We start from the raw sequence: 22,258 nt of genomic DNA, 5'->3' as shown, positions 1-22,258 counted from the left end.
CCTGAACCTGACCTTCGATAGAGATATAACATGGAGTTGGCATCGTAATCCTTCCTTTAATCCATTTTTGAATGAGTTTGTGATTGAACGAAGGGGATAGAGCAAGGGGGATGCCAAGGATTAAGGGCCATAGAATCAGTGAGTTAGGTTGAGCGAAGCAATAAGCTGCCCGGTTTTGAGCAAGTTATTGCTTCTACAGGCAAGTTTATGTGAAAGAGAAGCGGTATAAAAAAGCCACGGTGTTCACCGTGGCTATATTTTACAGTGTAAATATCGGTTTAAACTTTGAATCGTGCAACCAAGTCGTACAACTCGTTAGCGGTATGGTTGAGGTTTTGGCTACCGGCACGGTTCTCGTTGGCGAGGTCGGCAGATTGAGAGCTTTGGTCTGAGATAACCACGACACGCTGTGAGATTTCTTGTCCGACAATACTTTGCTCCTCTGTCGCAGTTGCGATGAGTGAGTTCATGTCCATGATAGTACCAATAGATTGTTGAATTTTAACCAGTGCTTCTGCGGCGGCATTGGCTTCTTCCACGGTGCTGGCACTGCGGTTTTGACTCGATTCCATAGCTTTTACAGCGGCATCAGAAGCGGCCTTCAACTGCTCTATCATTTGGTGAATTTCGCCAGTACTGTCTTGTGTTCTGCTGGCAAGTTTACGAACTTCGTCGGCAACGACGGCAAATCCGCGACCTTGTTCTCCGGCTCGAGCGGCCTCAATGGCTGCATTTAACGCAAGCAAGTTGGTCTGTTCTGCAATGTCTTGAATCACCTCCAATGAAGAGGAAATATTCTGTACGTCACCTTCTAGTCGTGAAACTACGTCATTAGCTTGAGATACTTCACCGGCTAAACTCTCAACGGATTTCGCAGCAGAATTCACAATATTTTGGGCATCTTTGGCGTTGTCATCGGCATCCCTTGCTGATTGTGCGGCTTGATTGGCGTTGCTTGAGATCTCTTGTGCGGTTGTTGTCATTTCGGTCATTGCTGTTGCCACTTGCTCTGTTTCAGATCGTTGACCAGAAGCAATTTCATCCACTTGCGCTGCACGGTGAGACATGTTGTCGGTCTCAGCTACGACTTGCTGGCCTGCTTGGCTCACTTGGCGAATGATCTGTTGAAGGCTTTCGACAAAGGCATTGAAATTTTGGCTAAGTTTTGCAAATTCAGGAGCTTTGAAATTCTCCATACGTGCCGTTAGGTCGGCATCACCACTGGCAAAAGAGCTGATTGAAGCATCAAATAATTCGAGTGGGCGCATAATGGTGCGATTTACTGCAACTGCGAAGGCCGCAACCCCTAAAGCGATAACCAAGCAAAAGACGATGATGGCAGACAGTGTTGTTTGCAGCGCCTCAGTGGTGGCATCTTCCATCTCTTTGACGATTGCATCGATATCATCCGTGTAGAAACCAGTTCCCAGCATTAAATCCCATTCAGGAACAAAAATGGAGTAGCTCAATTTAGGTAGTGCTTCAGTTTGACCTGGCTTAGGGAAGTAATAAGTGGTGAAGTCACCAGTTTTGGCGTTCTTTAACAGATCTTGGATTAAATAATTACCTTGTTTGTCTTGAAGGTTATAGAAATTGTCGCCGACGCCTTTGTCACTTTTACCCACAACGACTCGTACCCCTTTAGAGTCGTAACCAAAGACATAACCTGATTCACCGTATTCAAGTTGCTTTAGTGTTGGTAGCGCTTCTTCCAGAGTGGCACCACGGTCCAAGAATGGCTGAACGGCGGATTTTGCCATTTGAATATAGTTTTTTAACTCCGCTTTTTTCATGTTCATCATGTTAGAGCGGGTCACTTCGATTTGTTGATCGTTTAATTCTGTCGTTTTCATATAGGTAAACGTAAGCATACCTAGTGCTATTACGAGTAGAGGCACAAGCGAGAGAACATAAAGTCGGGTTCTAATAGTTAGACTCATAGGTACATCCTGTCTTTTTATATAGCCGTTTATGATGGCATTTATGATTGTTGTGTTTTGCCTTCGGTTTAGGTGATTTTATAAACTAAAGGTTAGCTAATTTTTCGACCAATGAAGATGAATCTTGAACTATTTGTTTAGAAAATGAGATTAGACTTTAGTTCTAATGGCGGGGTGGTTTGAAACCGTATAAAAATCATGGGTTTAGATGGTTTTAACTATTCTAATCAAAAAGAGGTAGTTTATGGCTACCTCTAGCAAATTAATCCGTATTTTGTTCTTGTTTGAAGTAGTGATGCCAGTTAGTACTGATGGCGTCAAATTGGTAGATGCAAAATTCTTTTCGTTCAGTCAAATAGTCATTTTCGATTTCATCAAGTAGCGATTGATGTTTTTCTGGGGCGCTGCCATAAACTAAGCACAAGGTGGAGAAATATCGCTGAAGATCGAAGCTATGTTCGTCAATATACTCCCCAAAATCGTAATAATCTGGCCGATCCTCTGACTCAAATGCGAACATATCAGCAGCGCTGATCGCGGCATCCGCACCACCGTCGACATAGTGCAGCATTAAAACGGCGGCAAAATTATCGACAGCATCTTCTTCTTTACCTAAAACGGGAATATTTTGGTCAGCAATATAGGCATGGCCAGCTTCATGTAGAAGCGTGTGAAGAATGGTGTCTATCACACCTTCTTTCTCTGGTTTACCAAATCGCTCGGCGTACTTATTTTTGGTGAAGTGGCCTAAGGCTTCGCTGTAAAAAGAATAGGGGATATGCACTTTATGACTTTGTGGATCGTACATCGGACCCTCTTGACCACCATATTGAATGGTTAGCGTTTGATTGAAGGGAAAGTACTGTTCTGAAAGGGCTATAACAGTGTCATTCACGCCGCTTTGTTTTAGTCGCACTTTGATGTTGTGCTCCTCTTGTGACTGAGGGACGGTGTAGTCGATGATAATATTTTGTTGAGCAAGGGCGGCAGGCGATAAAACTGAAATCAGTAACGGTAAGGTTACGGCGACGCGCATAAGTTATCCTTATAAACGTTGGTTTATTTATATTTACCGTCAATACTGACATAAAATAGCGGCTTATGCCTGTAGAAATAGAGAGCCATGCGGCTTCGTGTTATACTCCGCGCCCATTTACCGATAAAGAGTCGAAATCATGAGCTTAAAAAATGAAATCCAGCAGTTGAATAACCGCATTGATACTTGCCGACACAAGCTCAATGCTGCCCAAGCTCGTGGCGATAATGAGATGATCAGTAAGTTTACTGATGATTTGGCAAAGCTGGAAAAGAAAGCAAACTCTTTAAAAAGTAAGCAAAAATATGACATGAACAAAGAGCGCAAGAGCTTACTGGATATGCCATTTTCTCGTGAGATCACGAAAGCAGAACAAGCGGATCTTGGAAAGTTGAAGAAATCGGTAAAAGGGCTCGTGGTAGTACACCCAATGACCAAGCTTGGTAAAGAGTTACATTTGAATGTGATGACCGGATTTGCTCCGAAGAAATTCTAAAAAAAAGCGCCAATCGGCGCTTTTTTCATATTACACCACAATAATATTTACACCGGCTTCTCTTAAGGCATCAAGCACTTCTCGATCAGCTTGCTCATCGGTGATCAACGTATCTAGTTGACTGGCGTTAACAAGCAATTTCCCACCATGCTTTCCAACCTTGCTACTGTCAATAAGTGCCACCGGACGTGCGCCGTACTCAAGCAACTTTCTCTCTGCCATATACACCAACAGATCGGAAGTATGGACACCTGATGGGGTGACACCAGTACCGGTAAAGAATACAAAGCGGCTTTTATGGTCGTCGGCTGCTTCGGCGTCTGGTGAAATGGTGATTTGGCGTTCAGGTAAGTATTGGCCACCAAGAATAATAATATTGTGGTGATCTTGGATGATCAAATGATGGGCCAACGGCATGAAGTTTGTCACCACTTGTACATCTCGCTTAGCAAGGTACTGGCCCATAAGGAAAGTTGTGTTGCTTCCACTAACAATAATGCTGTCGTGTTCTTCACAAAGCTCCGCAGCTGCTTTCGCAATTCTTTTCTTGGCGTCAATAAAGTCAATATTACTATCGTGTGGGATAAAGCTACTAGGTGTATGTGATGTGCCTGACTGATCTTCATTGCTCAAGGCTTCAGCACCATTACGAATTTTCTTCAGCTTGCCATCTTCGGCAAGTTTGGTGATATCTCGTCTTGCTGTGGACAGTGAGATATCCAACATATTGACGTAATCATTAGTGGTAATAAAGGTGTGACTATCCAGGTAATTCAATAGCTTTCGGTGACGTTGGGCTTCATTCATTGTTATATCCTAATTCTGTTTTGAATTATTTTGACTACTTTTGACGTTTTGAGCAATTTATTTTTTATTGTGACGTTTTTTGAACTGTTCGTGACGTCTTTTTGTGATCTCTAGCTTAAATTAGGTCATTAAAAGTCATTTGTGACTTTACTTGACCCATTTTGACTGTTTATATTTATTTTGCGTCACAAAGAGTCACGGGAGGCCAAGGTGAAGTATCAAGCTGTCATCATCGATTTAGATGGAACCTTACTAAATGATCACAACCAGATTAGTGCGAACAATGCAGAAGCGATTCAGCAAGCCCTAAAAGCAGGCTATCACGTGACGTTAGCCAGCGGGCGTCCTCATGATTTGATGCTGCCGTTCGCAAAACAACTTGGTATTCACGCTCCTTTGATTTGCTGTAATGGTGCTTATCACTACGACACGGTCAAGAATGTTCATAGAAATGTCAAAGCGTTTAATGCACAGCAACTTGCTGAGTTGCTGACAACCCTCAATTTAGGTCATTTCGATTTTACGATATATGCGCAAAACGGTATTTATGCCACTCACGCCTCTAAGCACTTCGATGGTTTGAAACAACAGATGGTGCAGTTAAGCGTATCAAGCAATATGGCACTGATCCCGTCATTAGTTGAGTTGCAGTCAGTGTGTGGTGATGTCTACAAAGTATTGGTTTCGAGCAGTGACAAACTGGCGTTATGTGAACTTCGAGATGCTTTAAGAAATACGCTTCAAGCGGATCTCTCAACACCAAACAAATTAGACATCACCTGCCTTGGTGTGAACAAAGGGCACTCCGCTTCATTATGGCTAGAAAGCCAACATTTGAATCCTAATTTGACCATCGCTTTTGGTGACGGCGACAACGATATCTCTTTATTCAACGTCGTCGGAGAGCCTGTTGCGATGGAAAATGCGAGTCCTACACTGCGTGGACTTGCCAACCTCATCATCACAGATAACAACGGTTGCGGCATTGGCCAATATTTACGACTCATCATTCGTGAAGGTCAACACACATGCCAACACTCATATAGCTACTAAGGAAATCTCATGAAAAAAGTAAAAATTGCTGCAGGTCTAGCGCACGTTGATTACGGCCACATGGCGGACATCGTAAAGGAAGTTTCTGATGCGGGTGCAGACTACATTCACTGTGATGCAGCAGATATGCATGATCTAAAAAACATGCAGTTAATGGGTGGCCACCAAATCGTTGAAGGCATTCGTCAGTACACGGATAAACCAATCGAAGTGCATGCGTATTTCAAAGATTGTGATCGTCTGTTTGTTGAAAAAATTGCAGCGGCGGGTGCAGACATGTTGATCCTACCTGCTGAGAACTTCTTAGGCGCGCCATTGGCTTACATGATGAAGTATTGCCGCGACTACAACATGAAGTTTGGTCTAACTGTTGGCTGTTTCACGCCAGTTTCTTTCGTTAAAGAAGCGATTTATTACCTAGATCGTCTGCACATTGTTATCCATGGTGTAAACAATGATGAGTGGCTATGGCGTGAGTCTGCGATCGCCATGATCCGTGAAGCCCGTGAATTGATTAATGAACGTAACCCGAACTGTGAATTGTGTGTTGATGGCGGTATTCGTAACCATAACTTAGAAGCGCTACTTAAAGAAGACATTGACGTGATGGTGGCATCAACCAACATCTTTGGTCATGAAAAAGGCATTACTGCTGGTGTGCATGATTTCCGTGCCGCGTTAGATCAAGCGGAGAAGAATGTCGCAGCAGAAGCAACTTCTGCTTAATTCCGATAAATGGTGTCGGGCTGATGCCCCTATATGCTCCGGCTCGGCACCTTGACCAAGGATATTGTCATGACACGATTTCAACATTATCAACCGACTAAATTGACGTTTGGTCCGGGTGAAGTTCAAAAAATTGGTCAGTTGGTAGCTCAGTATGGGCAGCGTTGTCTTGTTGTTTCTGAACCTATCTTTGACGCCGTTAAACCTGCGTATGAGCGTATTTTTGCGCTACTAGAAAAAGAAGGTATCAGCATTACGCATTTTGATGGCGTTGTGCCGAATCCACCGACCACGGTAGTTGAGCAAGGGCGTCAAATGGCTCAAGTTGCTGGGTGTGATGTCGTGCTTGCGGTGGGTGGAGGCTCATCGATTGATACTGCAAAAATTATTGCTGCAACAATCAACACGCAGTCGTTGGATTGGGCGCATTGGTTTGCAACGTACGACTCACCATTTGGTGATATCGCCGATTTACCTGCTCCTGTTGTGCCGCTAATTGCTGTCCCAACAACTTCGGGGACTGGTTCGCAGGTCACGCAAGCGGCAGTGATCACCAACATTGAACAGCACGCAAAACTGACTTTATTTCATCCGGAATTTTTCCCGCTTGAAGCCGTGATCGATCCTGAGTTGATGTTGACGCTTCCTCCTAGAATGACGGCCATGACAGGGTTTGATGCATTTTCACATGCATTTGAATCTTTTACGGGCACAAGGCCATCTCCGTTTGTTGACCAATTAGCATTGCAAGCAATGAAGCTGGTTGTGGAAAACCTACCTAATGTGGTGGCAAATGGTTCAGATATCCAAGGGCGCTGTGCGCTTGCAACCGCAGATACATTGGGGGGAATATCCCTCGCGAACGGTGGTGCGGGTGCGCCGCATCCTTTAGGAGAAATCTTAGGCAGTCAGAAAACCAACTTGCCTCATGGCTTGACCTTGGCCGTGGTATATCCGGCTTATGTTCAACTGCAATGGCGCAAACAACCAGAACGTTATGCACAAGTTGCCGAACTCTTTGGTGCCGTGGGAAGCACTGAAGAAAAAGCGCAATCGTTAGCAGAACACTTGGTAGCGTTTCTGTCGCAAATTGGGTTGGAGTCTAACCTGACACAAGTGGGAGTCACACAACAAGATGTAGAGCGATTGGAGCCCGCGTTTTGTTTTGATTTGCCATTAACTTCGGCTGAAGAGATGAAGTCCATTCTGCACGCGAGTTTGGTGTAACGAAAATAGGAGTTTAGGTCATGGAAGGCAAAATGAATGCAATAGAACGAAACCAAGCCAGTGTGGAAAGAGAGGACATGGATTGTGATCGTTTTAAGGCACTGATTTTTGACTTTGATGGTCTTTTAGTCGATACGGAAAGCTGTATGTTCAAAGCGTGGGAAGCTTTGATGAAGCCATACGGCGTAGATGTTTCGCCTCTCCAGGTTGCTGGGCTAGTTGGGAGCTCAGCGCCAGCAACCGCTCTTTACCACCTTTACCGCTATCATGTTGGTTATTCAATGTCTGATCAGCAAATACAAGAACAAGTCTTGAAGACTGCCTATCAACACATCGAAACCCTAACGGAGCGGGAAGGTGTTCGTGATTATTTAGATTTTGCCAAACAAAAGCGGCTTAAGCTTGCGTTGGCAACAAGTTCTGAACGTGAGCATTATCTTCCAATTCTAAAACGTCTGAAGTTAGAACATTACTTTGACTGCTTTACTGGTGCGGAAGAGATCGCTCTTGAGCGCCGAAAACCTTGTCCTGATGTGTACCTTGCTAGTTTGAAACAGCTTGGAGTCTCTGCTCATCAAGCCATTGCCTTTGAAGATTCCCCTCCGGGAATTACAGCGGCTCGATCAGCAGGTATTTCAACAGTTGCGGTAACCAACCTCTTAACCCGGCATTTGGATGTTTCTCACGCCACCTTGGTGTTGTCGTCTATGAGCCAGTTATCGCTAGCAAATTTAATTGATCATTTATCGAGATAGAATCATGAATAAATTAGAACAACTGAAAAAGTACACCACTGTGGTTGCCGATACCGGTGACATTGATGCTATTGCCGCTTTCCAACCTCAAGATGCCACCACTAACCCTTCACTCGTGTTAAAAGCAGCCGAGATGCCTCAATACGATCACTTGATTGTAGATGCCGTAGCATGGGCAAAGCAGCAAAGTACTGACAAAACGCAGCAATTGGTTGATGCCAGCGACAAGCTTGCCGTCAACATTGGCGTAGAGATTTTAAAAACCGTCCCTGGCCGTATTTCAACAGAGGTAGACGCGCGTTTATCGTTTGATAAAGAAGCAAGCCTAGTGAAAGCGCGCAAATTGATTGCGATGTACCAAGAGGCAGGGATTGAGAAAGAGCGTATCTTGATCAAATTGGCGTCGACGTGGGAAGGCATTCGCGCGGCGGAAGTACTAGAGCAAGAAGGGATCAACTGTAACCTGACTCTATTGTTTAACTTTGCGCAGGCAAAAGCATGCGCTGAAGCTGGCGCGTATCTTATCTCACCATTTGTTGGTCGTATCCTTGATTGGTACAAAACCAATACGGATAAGAAAGAGTACCTGCCCCATGAAGACCCTGGTGTGGTCTCGGTTTCTAATATCTACAACTACTACAAAGATCACGGCTACAACACTGTGGTGATGGGGGCAAGTTTCCGTAATGCGGATGAAGTGCTAGCTCTGACAGGTTGTGACCGCTTAACCATTGGTCCTGCGATTCTTGATGAGCTTGCAGCGCAGCAAGGCGAGGTAGACCCAACACTGTTTGCAGCGCGTGATGAAGTGAAATCTGCCCCTCAAGTGATGACAGAAGCCGAGTTCCGCTGGGAAATGAACCAAGACCCAATGGCGACTGAAAAGCTGTCTGAAGGTATCCGTAATTTTGCAGTCGATCAGGGCAAACTAGAAGCCATGATCGAAGCGCGTCTGTAAGGAGTTTGGCTATGATTACTCGTTCTAAACTGGCAGATACAATTCGCGTTCTTAGCATGGACGCCGTGCAAAAAGCAGGTTCTGGTCACCCAGGTGCCCCGATGGGGATGGCAGATATCGCCGAAGTGTTGTGGCGCGACTTTCTAAAACACAACCCAACCGATCCAACTTGGTCTGATCGTGACCGTTTCATTTTGTCTAATGGTCACGGCTCAATGCTGATCTACAGCTTGCTGCACCTTACGGGTTATGACTTAACGATGGAAGACATCAAATCATTCCGTCAGCTTCACGCTAAAACAGCGGGCCACCCAGAGTACGGCTATGCGCCGGGTATCGAAACCACGACAGGGCCACTAGGTCAGGGCATTACCAATGGTGTTGGTATGGCGTTGGCTGAAAAAGTGTTGGGTGAGCAATTTAACCGTCCGGGTCATGACATCGTTGACCACTTTACCTACGTGTTTATGGGTGATGGCTGCATGATGGAAGGTATTTCTCATGAGGCGTGTTCACTGGCGGGCACACTCGGCTTAGGCAAGCTGGTTGCGTTCTGGGATGACAACGGCATTTCAATTGATGGTGAAGTCGAAGGTTGGTTCTCTGACGATACGCCAAAACGATTTGAAGCGTACGGCTGGCATGTTATCGCTGATGTGGATGGTCATAATGCCGAAGCAATCCGCAAGGCGATTCTAGAAGCGCAAGCAGAGACAGATAAGCCGACATTGATCTGTTGTAAAACCATTATCGGCTTTGGTTCGCCAAATAAATCAGCAAGCCATGATTGCCACGGTGCACCATTGGGTGAAGATGAAGTGGCATTAGTGCGCGAAAACCTAGGTTGGGATTACGCGCCGTTTGAGATTCCAGCGGATATTTATTCTGAGTGGGATGGCAAAGACGCGGGCAAAGATGCTCAAGCGCAATGGCAAAACCGTTTTGATGCTTATCAGCAAGCGTTCCCAGAACTCGCAGCAGAATATAAGCGCCGCGTAGAAGGTGAGCTTCCAGAAAACTGGCAGCAAATCAGCCAAGATGTAATCGCAACACTGCAAGCCAACCCTGCGACGATCGCAACACGTAAAGCATCACAAAACGCGATTGAAGCGTTCGGTGCTCACTTACCGGAATTCTTAGGTGGTTCGGCAGATTTAACGCCATCAAACTTAACTAACTGGTCTGGTTCTAAAGCCATCTCTGCGCAAGATGCGTCAGGTAACTACCTAAGCTATGGCGTACGTGAGTTTGCTATGTCAGCGATGATGAATGGCATTGCTCTGCACGGCGGTTTTATCCCTTATGGTGGCACCTTCCTGATGTTTATGGAATACGCGCGTAATGCACTGCGCATGGCAGCATTGATGAAGCAGCGCAGTATCTTTGTTTATACCCATGACTCTATCGGTTTAGGTGAAGATGGCCCAACGCACCAACCTGTAGAGCAAATCGCGTCACTGCGTTTAACGCCAAACATGAGCACATGGCGTCCATGTGACCAAGTGGAAACCGCAGTAGCTTGGAAGTCAGCGATTGAGCGCAAAGATGGCCCAACATCACTGATTTTCTCTCGCCAAAACCTTATTCAATTCGAACGCGATCAAGCAACGCTCAATGATGTCGCAAAAGGCGGTTATATCTTGTCAGATTGCGACGGTCAGCCAGAGCTAATTTTGATTGCTACAGGCTCTGAAGTGGCACTGGCAATGCAGGCGAAAGAACAGCTTGCTAACGTTCGTTGTCGTGTCGTCTCTATGCCATCGACAGACCTGTTTGAAGCGCAATCGGCTGAGTATCGTGAGCAAGTTCTACCAGCATCGGTTAGTAAGCGTATTGCGATTGAAGCGGGTATTGCTGACTACTGGTTTAAATACACCGGCCTTAACGGCGACATCATCGGTATGACGACATTTGGTGAGTCTGCACCAGCAGATCAGCTATTTGAAATGTACGGCTTTACGGTAGAGAACGTCGTCGCGAAAGCACACGCGGTATTGGAGAAGTAATCATGAGCATGGCAAAGCGATTTATCGAAATGGATAGCTCAGATTGCCTGCGTACTAAGGCTGCGAAAGCGGCCTTAGACCAAGTGCTGAGCGTACTAACGCCTTCGTCTGTTATTGGTATTGGTACTGGCGCAACGGTAGAGATATTTATTCAATTGCTTAAACAAAGCGGCGCAGAGTTTTCTCACTGCGTGTCGAGTTCTGAACGTTCTAGCAAGGCACTTCAACAGGCCGGTTTAAGTGAGCTACCTATCTCTTCTTGCGAGCGCGTTGATGTCTATGTTGATGGTATCGATGAAGGGCTAAGCAGCGGAGAAACCATCAAAGGTGGCGGGGCAGCGTTAGCGCGTGAAAAGGTTTTAGCGACCATGGCGATGAGCTTTATCACTATCGCTGACAGTGGCCGTTTGAAACTGGCTTTAGGGACATTTCCACTGCCGATCGAAGTCCTTCCTGCTGCTGAACTGGCGGTGACTCGTGCACTACAAAGCTTGGGTGGAACCTCTATCAAACGTGAAAACTGTGTGACGGATAACGGCAACATCATTCTTGATTGTGCGGGCTTAGATCTCAATGAGCCATTAGCTGTTGAATGTGCTCTCAATAGCATTCCCGGAGTGGTTGAAAACGGCATTTTTGCACGCCGCAAAGCAGACTATATGGCCTTTGCTGACAAGCGGGGAATTCACTGGTTAGCACGGAATTGAGACTTAGCTAACAACTCTAATTATATATCTATCAACAGGAATTAAATTAGGTTTAAAAGATGACGGAACGCAATTTTTCCATACACATGTTGGCGTATTTTGAACATCATACTGATGAATTACTCAGCGACTTATCTGGATTAATTGCCATTCCGTCTGTCCGTGATTTAAGCACCAAATCGGACAATGCTCCGTTCGGTCAAAATATCAGAAAGGCTTTTGATTATTTGATTCTTTGGGCTGAGCGCGAAGGGTTTGAAGTTCGTGATCACCAAGGTTACGCCCTCGACATTTGCTACGGTGTCGGAGAAGAGGAAATCGGCGTTCTGCATCATGTCGATGTGGTGCCTGCAGGGAATAATGCAGATTGGAAGACGCCACCTTTTGAACTGCATCAATGTGGTGATTTGGTGTTTGGTCGTGGGGTAACGGACAACAAAGGGCCGCTTATGGCCTCGCTATATATCCTCAAGATGTTTAAGCAGCTCAATATCGCACTGACACGCAAGATCCGCGTGATTATTGGTGGAGCTGAAGAGACCACTTGGGAATGTGTAGAGCACTATTTTCGTCATCAGCCGCAACCGGCTTTTGGCTTTTCTCCGGATGGTGACTTCCCAATCGTCAATGGAGAAAAAGGGATCTTATATGCCGAGTTACAAAAAGCATTCCCAGCTTTGCGTGACTTAGGATCGTGCCAGATACAACGTATCGAAAGCGAGCGAGACCGTACCTCAACGTGTCACCACCTTTCGATTTGGTTGTCTGGAGAAAAGGCATCGAATATCGCGCAACAATTTAGTGATGTTGCAAGTGTCACCAAGCAGAAGGAGCTGTACCGCGTTGTATTGACGACGCCGTGGGAAAAATCCCGCAACCCGCATCGCACACCAAACTGTATGGATAAGTTTATGGCGGTGATGCGTCATGTTGAAGGGTTGGATGCCAACTCAAAATGTTTTGTCGAATTGCTGGAGCGCTGCTTTTCAGATTCCATCAATGGCGAAAAATTAGGGTTAGCACATAGCGATCATGAGATGGGCACCACTAGCTGTTGCGTGTCATCTATCAACCTTGATGAACATGGATTTAACTTGGATTTTGATTTTCGGTTTCCTAAAGGACTGACCATCGAAGAGACTCGTACCCAACTCCAACACTTATCCCAAAAGTACGGAGTGACGATCTTCGAGCAGCAGTACTTACCTCTATCTTACCTCTCACCCGAAAGTGCCCTTATCCAAGCGATGGGAAAAGCGTATTCCGAAGTTACCGGCATGGAAGCTCAGTGTTTTAGCAAAGGTGCAGCATCGTATGCACGGGCGCTAAACAATGGCGTGGCATTCGGACCTACTTTTCCAGGTGATGTGACCAAGGTACATGAGCCCAACGAACAGCTCAGCCTCGAGTCATTGAGAAAAGCAATAACAATATACGTGAAAGTTCTCATATCACTTCAGGAGTAAATTATGAGAGATAAGGTTCAAGCACTTGCTGGCGGCATGATGGTGTCTATCATTGTGTTGGTCATTGCAGGTATTTACATCGGTGTTGGTGCGGGCGTAGTAAACCAAATGTCCGCACAAGACTCTGTTATTTTTGCATTCTTCAAATTGATGTTAGATCTCGGTTTGATGGTAATGCGTAACCTACCACCATTCTTTGCCATTGGTTTGGCGTTTGCCCTTTCTAAATCAGAGAAAGGGTGGGCGGCATTCACCGGCTTTACCATGTTTATGTGTTTTAACGTTGCAGTTGGCTCTATTGCTGCCTTTAATGGCTGGACGCCAGAAACCACTAGCGTCGATTACCTTGTGAACACATTAGGTTACGACAAAGTTGCTGCGCAAAACTTCAACTCACTATGGGGTGAAAACCTTGGTGTATTTTCTTACAACATGGGGATCTTCAGCGGTATCATTGTGGGCTGTTTAACAGCATGGTTACACAATCGTTTCTACAAATTTGAAATGCCCTCCATGTTGAGTTTCTTCTCTGGTCCGCGCGCAGTGGTGATTTTCTCTTACATGGCAATCATGCCCGTGGGTTTGATCACGTATTACGCGTGGCCACCGATTGCTGGTGGGCTACAATCAATTACCACTCTAATCACCAGCTCGGGTATCTTTGGTTCATTCCTGTTCGGTGTGTTCGATAAAGGTTTATTACCTTTTGGTTTGCACCATTTGATTGCATTTCCAATCGAATACACTCGTGTTGGTGGTGTGATGGAAATTGATGGTGTGCTTTACGAAGGTGTTCGTAACATCATGAATGGTCAAATGAGTTCACCGGATGCAACAGGCTACATCACTCACAACTTCACCAGTGGCCGTATTCCAATTCAGATTGGTGGTTTAACGGGTGCAGCGTATGCAATGTACGTAACAGCGAAAACAGAAAACCGTAAGAAAGTGGCGGCAATCATGGTTCCTGCGGTGTTTACTGCAGCGGTTATCGGCATCACAGAGCCTCTAGAGTACACCTTCCTATTTGTTCAGCCATTCTTGTTCTTTGCTGTGCACGTACCACTCAATGGACTTGCGTATGTGATTACAGAAATGATGGGCGTGTCTATCCACGGTAACCAGCTGCTGTTTATGGTGCCGAACTTACTGCAACCTGAGAAGGTTCATGCATGGGCACTGCTGTGGATCATCCCGCTTTACTTCGTGGTTTATTTCTACACCTTTAAGTTTTTTATCTTGAAGTTCGACTCAAAAACTCCGGGTCGTGAAGATTCAAATGAAGGTGATATTGCGCTGTATAGCAAAGAAGACTTTAAGAAGAAAAAGAAGCAAAACTCAGCAGGGTTGCCAGTTGAAATAATTAAAGCGTTAGGCGGTGCAGAGAACATTGAGAATGTCTCAAACTGTGCTACACGTCTGCGTGTCTCCCTTTACGATGAAACGCTCACTGCCAGCGATGACTTCTGGAAGAAAGAACTCAACGCTATTGGTGTGGTACGCATGCCAAAAGGAATTCAAGTTATCTACGGTGCAAACGTGATTACCATTGCCTCAGGTATCAAAGAAGCACTCGGCGTGGACTCTTAACACTTCATTTAACCAATACCAATAACAACCAATTCCTCCTGTGACCAAAAGGTCACAGGCAGGATGCTTTGTGCCCAAAATATGGAAATAAACCAAATGAAAACCATCACAAAATGTTCATTGAGCTTACTGGCATTGTCAATTTCTGGTGTTTTGTATGCTGGTGAAACCGAAACATCTACTTGGAATGAGCGTAATCCGATTGTGTTCTGGGGGGATCGTGCGAATGAAGATTGGAGCTACGTCGATAACCTCGATGAAAGCCAAAAGAGCTTTTCAGAGAAGCTAAAGCGTCTTGATATCTCAGACGACGGAGACTGGAAAGTCTCGTTTGCTGGTAACGTCAAAATTGCCTTGGATAACCGCTGGAATCATATGTATGACCCAGATGCACGCAAGCACAACGAACTGCGCTCACGCTTACAACTCTCCGCTGATGTCACCTATCAAGATTGGATGCGTGTATTTGGTGAAATTAGGACCAATTACACCAACCTTGATGCTGCTGGGCCAGTTGATGATGCGGGTACAGATTTCCACCAACTTTTCACTGAATTCAAGTTACTGGATGATGGTGAGCAGTATCTGAGTACACGCCTTGGTCGCCAAGAGATCTATCTCAATGAATGGCAGATGATGAACCGCGAACCCACTCCGGTTCAATCAAGCTGGAATGCCGTCAGTGCAAAATACAGTATGAGCGGGATTAATTTTGACGCCTACTATGGTGAGGAGGTATTCCCTCTGTTTGAGGATGGCAGTTTCAGTGGTAATTGGGACGATAAAACCAATGGGAAAAAGTCTTTGGGGCTTTTTGCTAACTGGCGCACCGACTTTGGTGCGATGCAAGCTTACGTGATGAGTAATCAACTGACTAATTCAAGCTTTGTTAATGCACCGGATGGGGATGTTGATATTCAAGTCCTCGGTGTGCACGCCCACGATTTTGTCAGTGAAGGCTTTGGCTACATGGTGGATGGTGTGTATCAGTTTGGTGATCATGCGGGTAAAGATATCTCGGCTTACATGGCGTACGCAGATTTAAACTACAACTGGAAAGCGGATTGGAACTACCGGGTGGGTATGAACCTGCACTATGCGTCAGGCTCTGATGCAGGCAGCGATAAAGTCACCACCTTCAACCCTTTATGGACAGGTGACCCACTTGGTTTTGCCCATGATGGTGCTTACGGTAACGCGATGCAATTGGGCGGTTACTCAGTAATCGAATATGCGCCAAAGCAGAGCATCATTACGGGCTTTATGTCGACGTGGCGCGCCAATACTGATGATGCGATTTATACCCTAAACCAAGATGTATTGTTTGGTGAAAATTCAGATGAACAATACGCCTACACTCAATTTTATCTGCAGTTCCACAACTACATTACTGGTAACCTCAAGACAGAAGTAAACACTTACTATGCACTTTCAAGTGACTATACCGATGATGTTGTTGGTCCTAATAGTGATGATGTTGCACGTATTGAGCTGACACTCATCTATAACTTTTAGTCTGACATTTGTTATTCGGGGTGCGTGACGTATTCCACTGCTTTTTAGCCCAAAGTGATCTTTGGGCTTTTTTATATCTTTGAAGCTCGGTTTAACGTTTATGTTTAGGTATAACAAAGCAGGATTATGTCGCAGTTTTTTATATCGCCAACCTACTGATTTCTTGTTAGTAAATATTAATTTTTCTGCTTTTGGGAAGTGATACGCAAAGTGATATTAATGTCAAAAATCTGACTCGCAAAAATACAGTATGCCCATATTTGAATATTGACTCTACTGTTATGTTTGTGAACTGCGGGCAATGGATTTGTAACATGCTGTGTTGTTACCAGTTGTTTTGTGAATGCATGTCTAGTTTATGGATTTTATCGATGATTAATTACGGAGAGGTAAGATGAATTCTCAACGTTCACTTTTAGCCGTCGCGATCGCGCTAGGACTAGCAGCATGTGGTAGTGATAGCACGGATACTGGTAATTCAGGTACAGATACGTCAACCACTACAACGTCTTTAACTGCCAAGGCCGCTGACGGTTATCTGGTAGGGGCTAATGCGTGTTTAGACTTAAATGACAATAAAGTTTGTGATGATGATGAACCGAATGCTACAACAGGTGATGACGGTGAATTTACGATTGATGGGCTTACTCAAGAGCAAATCGATCAAGGTGTTCTGTTAATAGAAGTGGTTGCAGGTCAAACAATTGACACTGATAACCCAGATGTCGTTCTGAGCAAGAGTTACAAACTGACTGGACCTCCGGGTTCTTCATTCATTAGTCCGCTAACTACCTTAGTACAAAATGAAGTTGAAAAAGGCTCAACCTTAGAAGAAGCGAAAACAGCGATTCAGGCAAAGTTGGGCACAACGTTAGACCTCACGCAAGACTACATCGAAGCGAAAAACTCTGACCAATTTGATGCGGCTGAACAAGCGGAATATGCAAGTTTGCACCGCGTTGCTCAAGTTACGGCTTCAGTGATGGCAGACAACACTGATGCGCTAACGCAAGTAGCAGCTGGAGCGGGTATCACGGTTGAAGCGCTTACCTCTTTGATCGTTGAAGAAGTTACCCGTGTGCTTGAGAATGTCGTGGCGAACATCGATGCAGCTGGTGACAGCTTTGACCCATCTGCGATTGCGTCCGACATCAACCGCGATCATATTGGTTTGGATGAAAGCAATCTAGCCGACAAAGTGAATGAAAATGAGGCCAATAAGCAGGCAGTTGTCACTGATCTTGGCGAACTTGTGAAAGGCGATGGCCTCAACTGGTTTGGTGGTGCTGATGTTGCTGACCAAGATCTTCGTTTAGAGTACGGTACGTTAAAGCTTGAAGCGGATGATTCAATCTCTGATGTTGAGCATCATTATGATTACGTTGCAGAGCAGTTCTATCCATCAAAATCACAGCCAATCAATACGAATCAAATGGTATTGGGTGAAGGTGGTTGGGTTGCTGAAAACGACACTATCGTCAGCATCAAAGTGAACGATGATGCATCCATAGAACTTGAAATGGCGACTCCGGTACTGAATGAGCGTGCGAGTGCGAAGCAGGTTGATAGGTTGATGTGAGTGGTTTGAACGTTGGTTCAATCATGAACAAAACTGCGGATGAAGGGGTATGGGGGCAAGTCATGCCAACTGCACTGACATTCCCTGATAATGCGGTAGCGTATAAGTTGTCTGTGCAAAGTGTGAATGATGGCTTCTATTCATTCAATAAAGGGGATTGGTGTATCGCCAGTAACCCAGATCGTTATGCTGCACTCAACAATATGTGTAATGGTATTAGCGCCTTTAAAGAGGGGGCTGATACATGGTTAGCCACATTGGCTGACACCGTAGCGCAGGATGAGAGCGATCGCGATGGTGCAACCAACAATGCTGATCTGATCCCGATGGCGGGTATGAGTAATGGTGATATTTTTGCTCAGTTATTGGCTGATGGTACCGTTGTTTACTACGAACGCTCTTGGGATTGGAGTGCACCGTTTACTAAATTTGCTGATGCAGGTTCATGGGAAGACATCACAGTCAATGGTCAGCAGCTTCGCAAAGTGACACTACCGGCGTCTGTGAAAGCGCAGGCCACATGGTCAAACTACGGTGCGGATAACGCGACTTATCTTGCTGTCGTTGATGGTTTTGTACGTATCACTTGGCACGTTGCAGCAGAGCGTGGCAGTGAAGAGTACATCTTTGATGCGGCAACGAAACAGTTCATTCTGGATAACTTTGTTAAGCCAGAGCCGCTGCCACAACCAGAACCAACCCCACTCAACCTACAAGCGTGTTTAGACTCACTACCTGATGCTGGTTATCAAGCAGCGGCTGGGGATGTTACTGTCTACGATGTGCAGCGTGCAGTACCATGGGCAAATGATGGTTTACCTCAAAGCTTTAGTTATGAGTTTGAGTTTCAAGGCAGCACGTTCTCTTGGCTAGACGATGTGACTTTGGTGACAGGCTTGCCAAGCTGGATCACCGACATGCAAGACACACTTGAGAAAACGCGTGTCACAATGAAAGACACTGTGGGTGATGTGATTGGTCATGAAAATGCATACAGCTCAGCGGATCATTACTTAGGTCAAGAAGGGTTTAATCCAGATGGTTCGTTTGGTTGGGGGACGGCAAAAGCCATTCTGCCTCTGGCGATTGCTGATGCTGAAAAATTGCTGAATGTACCTGCGCTGTTTGGCAGTGCGACCAATATGCCTTTAGCGTCTGAGTTTGATTACAGTGTTGATCCTGCATTGGAAATCAGACCAGGGGTGAGAACAGTAACGGTAGAAACGCCACTGACAGACATGACAGATATTTGGTCATTAGCCGTATTCGACTACCAAGAAACCTACCTTGGCAAAGAAGAAGTGACGGTCGGCGCTGGAACCATAGAAGCGTGTAAAGTCAGCAGCGAAACTTATTACCCAGCGATTTTAACAACGGACACGAAAGTGTCTTGGTTGACCAACCGTGGTTTTGTGAAAGAAGAGCGTGACGAACCTTCATGGGGTGCAACCATTACGATGGAAGCGGCGTCACTGCCAGCATCGATTCATTAAAGCAGGTATTTACCTTGTTCAAAGCCAGCGTATAACGCTGGCTTTTTTCATGGAATCAAGGAAATTATGCAGAGGCCCTTATGATCAGACTTGGAGGAAGAATTAAACTATGAGGCTGATGTTGCTCGGAGTTCATGTTTTCAATTAAACGTCTCGCCGCTTGTTTTCCCATTTCTCTGGCATTGGAATTAACGAAAGTCAGTGGTGGTTCGATAAGCTCTGCGGCTTCCACATCATCAAAACCAATAACGGAAACTTGTTCGCCGACAAACTGATCTTTACCCACCTGTCTTCCTGCACGATTGATCCCATATACCGCACCTAGAGCTGTTGCTGAATGGTGACAAAGCACAGCGGTGACTTGAGGATGATCTGACAATAACTGTTGTACCGTTTGCGCCGCAGAGGCTTGAGTCTTCTGGCATTCTACAACCCATTCTGGCTTAAATGGCAAACCAAATTGCACTAGGGTACTGCAATAACCCCCAATCCGTTCCGCTCGAGATAGTGAATTGCTTTGCCCACCAACATAAGCGATGCAACGATGCCCCTGTTTGATCAGGTGCTCTGTAGCCAGTTTTGCTGCGTAGCTGTTGTCGGGACCAACATAATCGACTTGTTTATCGACAGACGCTCGAGAAATACACACCAAAGGCAGCTTAAAGGTGTTGAGTTGATCGATATCAAACTGCTGATTTTCACCAACAGGACAAAATGCAACACCACCTACGCCTTGGTGGGCAAGGGTTCTCAAACAATGATCAAACTTTTCCTGACTCTCTCCACATTGCGCTAAAAACAGCATATAGCCTTGTTTTTCGGCTTCTTCACTTAGCCCAGCCGCCACTTCCGCATAGTAAGGATCGCTAATGTCTCTCAAGATAAGACCAATGATTTCGCTGGTATTGGAGCGCAAGTTAGCAGCTGCACGGTTGCGAATATATCCCAGGGCTTCAACTGCTTGATTCACTTTTTTCGCGGTGTCTGGGGAGATACGTCCCTTATTGCTCAACACCATTGAAACCGTGGTGACAGAGACGCCAGCGTGTTTCGCAACTTCGGTAATGGTCACTTTTTTGGATGACATAAGCCTACTAGTAATTGAAGAAACGTTTCATCAGGAAAACATACAGGTATTGTCCTGATTATTAAAGGGCGATCACATAACAATCGAAAGAAATATAACTGGATCACAAATAAATTGATAAAACGTTTTACCAAAAATTTTAGCGGTGTAAGTTCGGTTGCATAAACAAAATAAAACCCTACGTTCTCATCTTCGGAGAGTTGTTATGTCCAGCAATGCTAATAAAACCACAATGTGGGAATTTCTACAGAGTTTAGGAAAGACATTTATGCTGCCTGTCGCCCTGCTTGCCTTTTCAGGTATTTTGCTTGGGGTAGGGAGTTCATTGTCGAGCACCGCCATTCAAGAAGCGATACCTCTGCTCGATAATACGATCTTGCAATACCTATTTATGTGGATGACCAAAATCGGTTTGGTCGCATTTATTTACCTGCCAGTAATGTTTGCCATTGCGATCCCTCTCGGTCTAGCTCGTGAAGAAAAAGGGGTAGCGGCTTTCTCGGGTTTTGTCGGATACGCGGCGTTCAATCTAGCGATCAATTTCTTTCTAACCGTCAATGGTGTGCTGGCCGATGAAGCGCAGCGCACTGCCTACGGTGTTAAAAGCATTATCGGTATTGAGTCCATTGATACAGGGATCCTAGGTGCGGTCATGGTGGGCATCATTGTGGCTCGTCTTCACCAGCGTTACTACACCTTTAAAATGCCAGATGCTCTGGCGTTCTTTGGTGGTGCGCGTTTTGTCCCGATTATCTCTGCCATCGTATTAGGTATCGTCGGTGTTCTTATTCCATTTATCTGGCCATATTTTGCAAAAGGCATCAACGGCATCGGTTATGCGATTGCTGGTGCTGGGGACTTCGGTCCAATGCTGTTTGGTACTGGTGAACGCTTATTGCTACCAATTGGTTTGCACCATATTTTGGTGGCGTTGATCCGCTTTACAGAAGCGGGTGGCACAATGGAGGTGTGTAATCACACGGTATCTGGTGCGCTGAATATTTTCTATGCGGAACTATCATGCCCAACCACGCAAAGTTTTACGCCTGAAGTCACAGCGTTCTTATCACAAGGGAAAATGCCGACTTTCCTTGGCGGGTTACCGGGTGCGGCTCTGGCGATGTACCACTGCGCCAAGCCGGAAAGTCGCCATAAAATTAAAGCACTGCTTATTTCAGGTGTTGTGGCGTGTATGGTCGGTGGTATTACTGAGCCATTGGAATTCCTGTTCTTATTCGTTGCTCCGGTACTTTACTTCATTCACGCGATACTCACTGGCCTTGGCTTCATGATCATGGGTATGCTGGAAGTCACTATCGGGAATACCGATGGCAACCTAATTGACTTCCTCGTCTTTGGGGTTCTGCAAGGGACGGCTACCAAATGGTACCTAGTGCCTGTTGTTGCCGGTATTTGGTTTGCGGTTTATTACAGTGTGTTCCGTTTTGCTATTCTCAGATTCAACCTCAAAACCCCTGGCCGTGAAGTCGATACCGCAGAAGTTGACAAAGAACTTGAGGCAAGTTTTATCAATGAATCAGGCAAAGGTGCGGCAGTACTGGCAGCTCTTGGTGGGAAAGATAACATTACTGCGTTAGACAACTGTATTACCCGTTTGCGCTTATCGGTTAAAGATATGTCCTTGGTTAACGATGCCAGCTTGAAAGCGCACGGTGCGTTGGGGGTGGTGAAACTGGATGAGCATAACTTGCAGGTGGTGATCGGGACGCAGGTTCATCTCGTCAAAAATGAAATTCAGTCTTTGATGACTGCCAGCTAAAACAACATTCCCCCGTGCGGTAATGCAAGGGGGAATG

18 protein-coding genes are annotated in these 22,258 nt (G+C 45.5%); 14 read left to right on the top strand and 4 right to left on the bottom strand.

Annotated elements, in window-relative coordinates:
• Positions 1-278: 278 nt before the first annotated feature.
• Together ACQEXS_RS20190 and ACQEXS_RS20185 are read right to left on the bottom strand one after the other, a co-directional pair.
• Entirely contained in the window at positions 279-1,940 is a 1,662-nt protein-coding gene (locus tag ACQEXS_RS20190) for a methyl-accepting chemotaxis protein (protein WP_427011950.1), read from the bottom strand.
• Between the two features lie 262 nt (positions 1,941-2,202).
• The gene (locus ACQEXS_RS20185; RefSeq protein WP_427014998.1) at positions 2,203-2,976 is read right to left on the bottom strand and encodes a DUF4344 domain-containing metallopeptidase; all 774 of its coding nucleotides are present in this window, start codon (positions 2,974-2,976) and stop codon (positions 2,203-2,205) included.
• Between the two features lie 139 nt (positions 2,977-3,115).
• On the opposite strand from ACQEXS_RS20185, the gene ACQEXS_RS20180 reads away from it, so the two are divergent.
• A complete protein-coding gene (locus tag ACQEXS_RS20180) occupies positions 3,116-3,472 on the top strand; it encodes a YibL family ribosome-associated protein (protein WP_367990455.1) in 357 nt (118 codons plus the stop codon).
• A 30-nt stretch (positions 3,473-3,502) separates the two neighbouring features.
• On the opposite strand, the gene ulaR is transcribed toward ACQEXS_RS20180, so the two are convergent.
• Complete coding sequence (ulaR, locus tag ACQEXS_RS20175) at positions 3,503-4,279, bottom strand: HTH-type transcriptional regulator UlaR (RefSeq protein ID WP_427014997.1); 777 nt, start codon at positions 4,277-4,279, stop codon at positions 3,503-3,505.
• Positions 4,280-4,489: 210 nt separating this feature from the next.
• Here ulaR and ACQEXS_RS20170 point away from each other — a divergent pair, with 210 nt between their 5' ends.
• The 12 genes from ACQEXS_RS20170 (at position 4,490) to ACQEXS_RS20115 (ending at position 19,354) form a co-directional block, all read left to right on the top strand.
• Entirely contained in the window at positions 4,490-5,332 is an 843-nt protein-coding gene (locus ACQEXS_RS20170; protein ID WP_427014996.1) for an HAD family hydrolase, read from the top strand.
• Between the two features lie 9 nt (positions 5,333-5,341).
• Positions 5,342-6,058: a ribulose-phosphate 3-epimerase gene (locus ACQEXS_RS20165; RefSeq protein ID WP_427014995.1), complete on the top strand. Its 717-nt coding sequence runs from the start codon at positions 5,342-5,344 to the stop codon at positions 6,056-6,058.
• Positions 6,059-6,127: 69 nt separating this feature from the next.
• Positions 6,128-7,285 (top strand): iron-containing alcohol dehydrogenase, encoded by a 1,158-nt coding sequence (locus ACQEXS_RS20160; RefSeq protein ID WP_427014994.1) that lies wholly within the window; start codon positions 6,128-6,130, stop codon positions 7,283-7,285.
• 20 nt (positions 7,286-7,305) lie between these two features.
• Positions 7,306-8,040, top strand: coding sequence for an HAD family hydrolase (locus ACQEXS_RS20155; RefSeq protein ID WP_427014993.1), 735 nt, complete (start codon positions 7,306-7,308; stop codon positions 8,038-8,040).
• Between the two features lie 4 nt (positions 8,041-8,044).
• Positions 8,045-8,998 carry a transaldolase gene (gene tal, locus ACQEXS_RS20150; protein ID WP_427014992.1) on the top strand — a complete coding sequence of 318 codons (954 nt, stop codon included), beginning with the start codon at positions 8,045-8,047 and terminating at the stop codon, positions 8,996-8,998.
• An 11-nt stretch (positions 8,999-9,009) separates the two neighbouring features.
• A complete protein-coding gene (tkt, locus tag ACQEXS_RS20145; protein ID WP_427014991.1) occupies positions 9,010-11,004 on the top strand; it encodes a transketolase in 1,995 nt (664 codons plus the stop codon).
• A 2-nt stretch (positions 11,005-11,006) separates the two neighbouring features.
• Positions 11,007-11,711, top strand: a complete 705-nt coding sequence (rpiA, locus tag ACQEXS_RS20140) for a ribose-5-phosphate isomerase RpiA (protein ID WP_427014990.1) — start codon at positions 11,007-11,009, stop codon at positions 11,709-11,711.
• Positions 11,712-11,770: 59 nt separating this feature from the next.
• The gene (locus ACQEXS_RS20135; protein ID WP_427014989.1) at positions 11,771-13,177 is read left to right on the top strand and encodes a Sapep family Mn(2+)-dependent dipeptidase; all 1,407 of its coding nucleotides are present in this window, start codon (positions 11,771-11,773) and stop codon (positions 13,175-13,177) included.
• 3 nt (positions 13,178-13,180) lie between these two features.
• On the top strand, positions 13,181-14,767 hold the full coding sequence (locus ACQEXS_RS20130; protein ID WP_427014988.1) for a PTS transporter subunit EIIC: 1,587 nt from the start codon (positions 13,181-13,183) through the stop codon (positions 14,765-14,767).
• Between the two features lie 96 nt (positions 14,768-14,863).
• On the top strand, positions 14,864-16,282 hold the full coding sequence (locus tag ACQEXS_RS20125; protein ID WP_427014987.1) for a hypothetical protein: 1,419 nt from the start codon (positions 14,864-14,866) through the stop codon (positions 16,280-16,282).
• Positions 16,283-16,676: 394 nt separating this feature from the next.
• Positions 16,677-17,861: a hypothetical protein gene (locus tag ACQEXS_RS20120; protein ID WP_427014986.1), complete on the top strand. Its 1,185-nt coding sequence runs from the start codon at positions 16,677-16,679 to the stop codon at positions 17,859-17,861.
• A 23-nt stretch (positions 17,862-17,884) separates the two neighbouring features.
• Positions 17,885-19,354, top strand: coding sequence for a hypothetical protein (locus ACQEXS_RS20115; RefSeq protein WP_427014985.1), 1,470 nt, complete (start codon positions 17,885-17,887; stop codon positions 19,352-19,354).
• A 64-nt stretch (positions 19,355-19,418) separates the two neighbouring features.
• Here the strand turns inward: ACQEXS_RS20115 and malI are convergent, their stop codons facing one another.
• On the bottom strand, positions 19,419-20,441 hold the full coding sequence (malI, locus tag ACQEXS_RS20110; RefSeq protein ID WP_427014984.1) for a Mal regulon transcriptional regulator MalI: 1,023 nt from the start codon (positions 20,439-20,441) through the stop codon (positions 19,419-19,421).
• Between the two features lie 205 nt (positions 20,442-20,646).
• Between malI and malX the strand changes: the two genes are divergently transcribed.
• Positions 20,647-22,221: a maltose/glucose-specific PTS transporter subunit IIBC gene (malX, locus tag ACQEXS_RS20105; protein WP_427014983.1), complete on the top strand. Its 1,575-nt coding sequence runs from the start codon at positions 20,647-20,649 to the stop codon at positions 22,219-22,221.
• The last annotated feature ends 37 nt before the right edge of the window (positions 22,222-22,258 follow it).

The organism is Vibrio sp. TRT 17S01, assembly GCF_050113695.1.
Lineage (GTDB): Bacteria > Pseudomonadota > Gammaproteobacteria > Enterobacterales > Vibrionaceae > Vibrio.
The sequence above is the reverse complement of the archived record's forward strand: the minus strand, read 5'-3'. Positions and strand labels throughout refer to the sequence as shown.

Excerpts from the sequence above, each read along its gene's own strand:
- ACQEXS_RS20190 (WP_427011950.1), bottom strand. The coding sequence starts at position 1,940 with ATGAGTCTAACTATTAGAACCCGACTTTATGTTCTCTCGCTTGTGCCT.
- ACQEXS_RS20185 (WP_427014998.1), bottom strand. The coding sequence starts at position 2,976 with ATGCGCGTCGCCGTAACCTTACCGTTACTGATTTCAGTTTTATCGCCT.
- ACQEXS_RS20180 (WP_367990455.1), top strand. The coding sequence starts at position 3,116 with ATGAGCTTAAAAAATGAAATCCAGCAGTTGAATAACCGCATTGATACT.
- ulaR (WP_427014997.1), bottom strand. The coding sequence starts at position 4,279 with ATGAATGAAGCCCAACGTCACCGAAAGCTATTGAATTACCTGGATAGT.
- ACQEXS_RS20165 (WP_427014995.1), top strand. The coding sequence starts at position 5,342 with ATGAAAAAAGTAAAAATTGCTGCAGGTCTAGCGCACGTTGATTACGGC.
- ACQEXS_RS20160 (WP_427014994.1), top strand. The coding sequence starts at position 6,128 with ATGACACGATTTCAACATTATCAACCGACTAAATTGACGTTTGGTCCG.
- ACQEXS_RS20155 (WP_427014993.1), top strand. The coding sequence starts at position 7,306 with ATGGAAGGCAAAATGAATGCAATAGAACGAAACCAAGCCAGTGTGGAA.
- tal (WP_427014992.1), top strand. The coding sequence starts at position 8,045 with ATGAATAAATTAGAACAACTGAAAAAGTACACCACTGTGGTTGCCGAT.
- tkt (WP_427014991.1), top strand. The coding sequence starts at position 9,010 with ATGATTACTCGTTCTAAACTGGCAGATACAATTCGCGTTCTTAGCATG.
- rpiA (WP_427014990.1), top strand. The coding sequence starts at position 11,007 with ATGAGCATGGCAAAGCGATTTATCGAAATGGATAGCTCAGATTGCCTG.
- ACQEXS_RS20135 (WP_427014989.1), top strand. The coding sequence starts at position 11,771 with ATGACGGAACGCAATTTTTCCATACACATGTTGGCGTATTTTGAACAT.
- ACQEXS_RS20130 (WP_427014988.1), top strand. The coding sequence starts at position 13,181 with ATGAGAGATAAGGTTCAAGCACTTGCTGGCGGCATGATGGTGTCTATC.
- ACQEXS_RS20125 (WP_427014987.1), top strand. The coding sequence starts at position 14,864 with ATGAAAACCATCACAAAATGTTCATTGAGCTTACTGGCATTGTCAATT.
- ACQEXS_RS20120 (WP_427014986.1), top strand. The coding sequence starts at position 16,677 with ATGAATTCTCAACGTTCACTTTTAGCCGTCGCGATCGCGCTAGGACTA.
- ACQEXS_RS20115 (WP_427014985.1), top strand. The coding sequence starts at position 17,885 with ATGAACAAAACTGCGGATGAAGGGGTATGGGGGCAAGTCATGCCAACT.
- malI (WP_427014984.1), bottom strand. The coding sequence starts at position 20,441 with ATGTCATCCAAAAAAGTGACCATTACCGAAGTTGCGAAACACGCTGGC.
- malX (WP_427014983.1), top strand. The coding sequence starts at position 20,647 with ATGTCCAGCAATGCTAATAAAACCACAATGTGGGAATTTCTACAGAGT.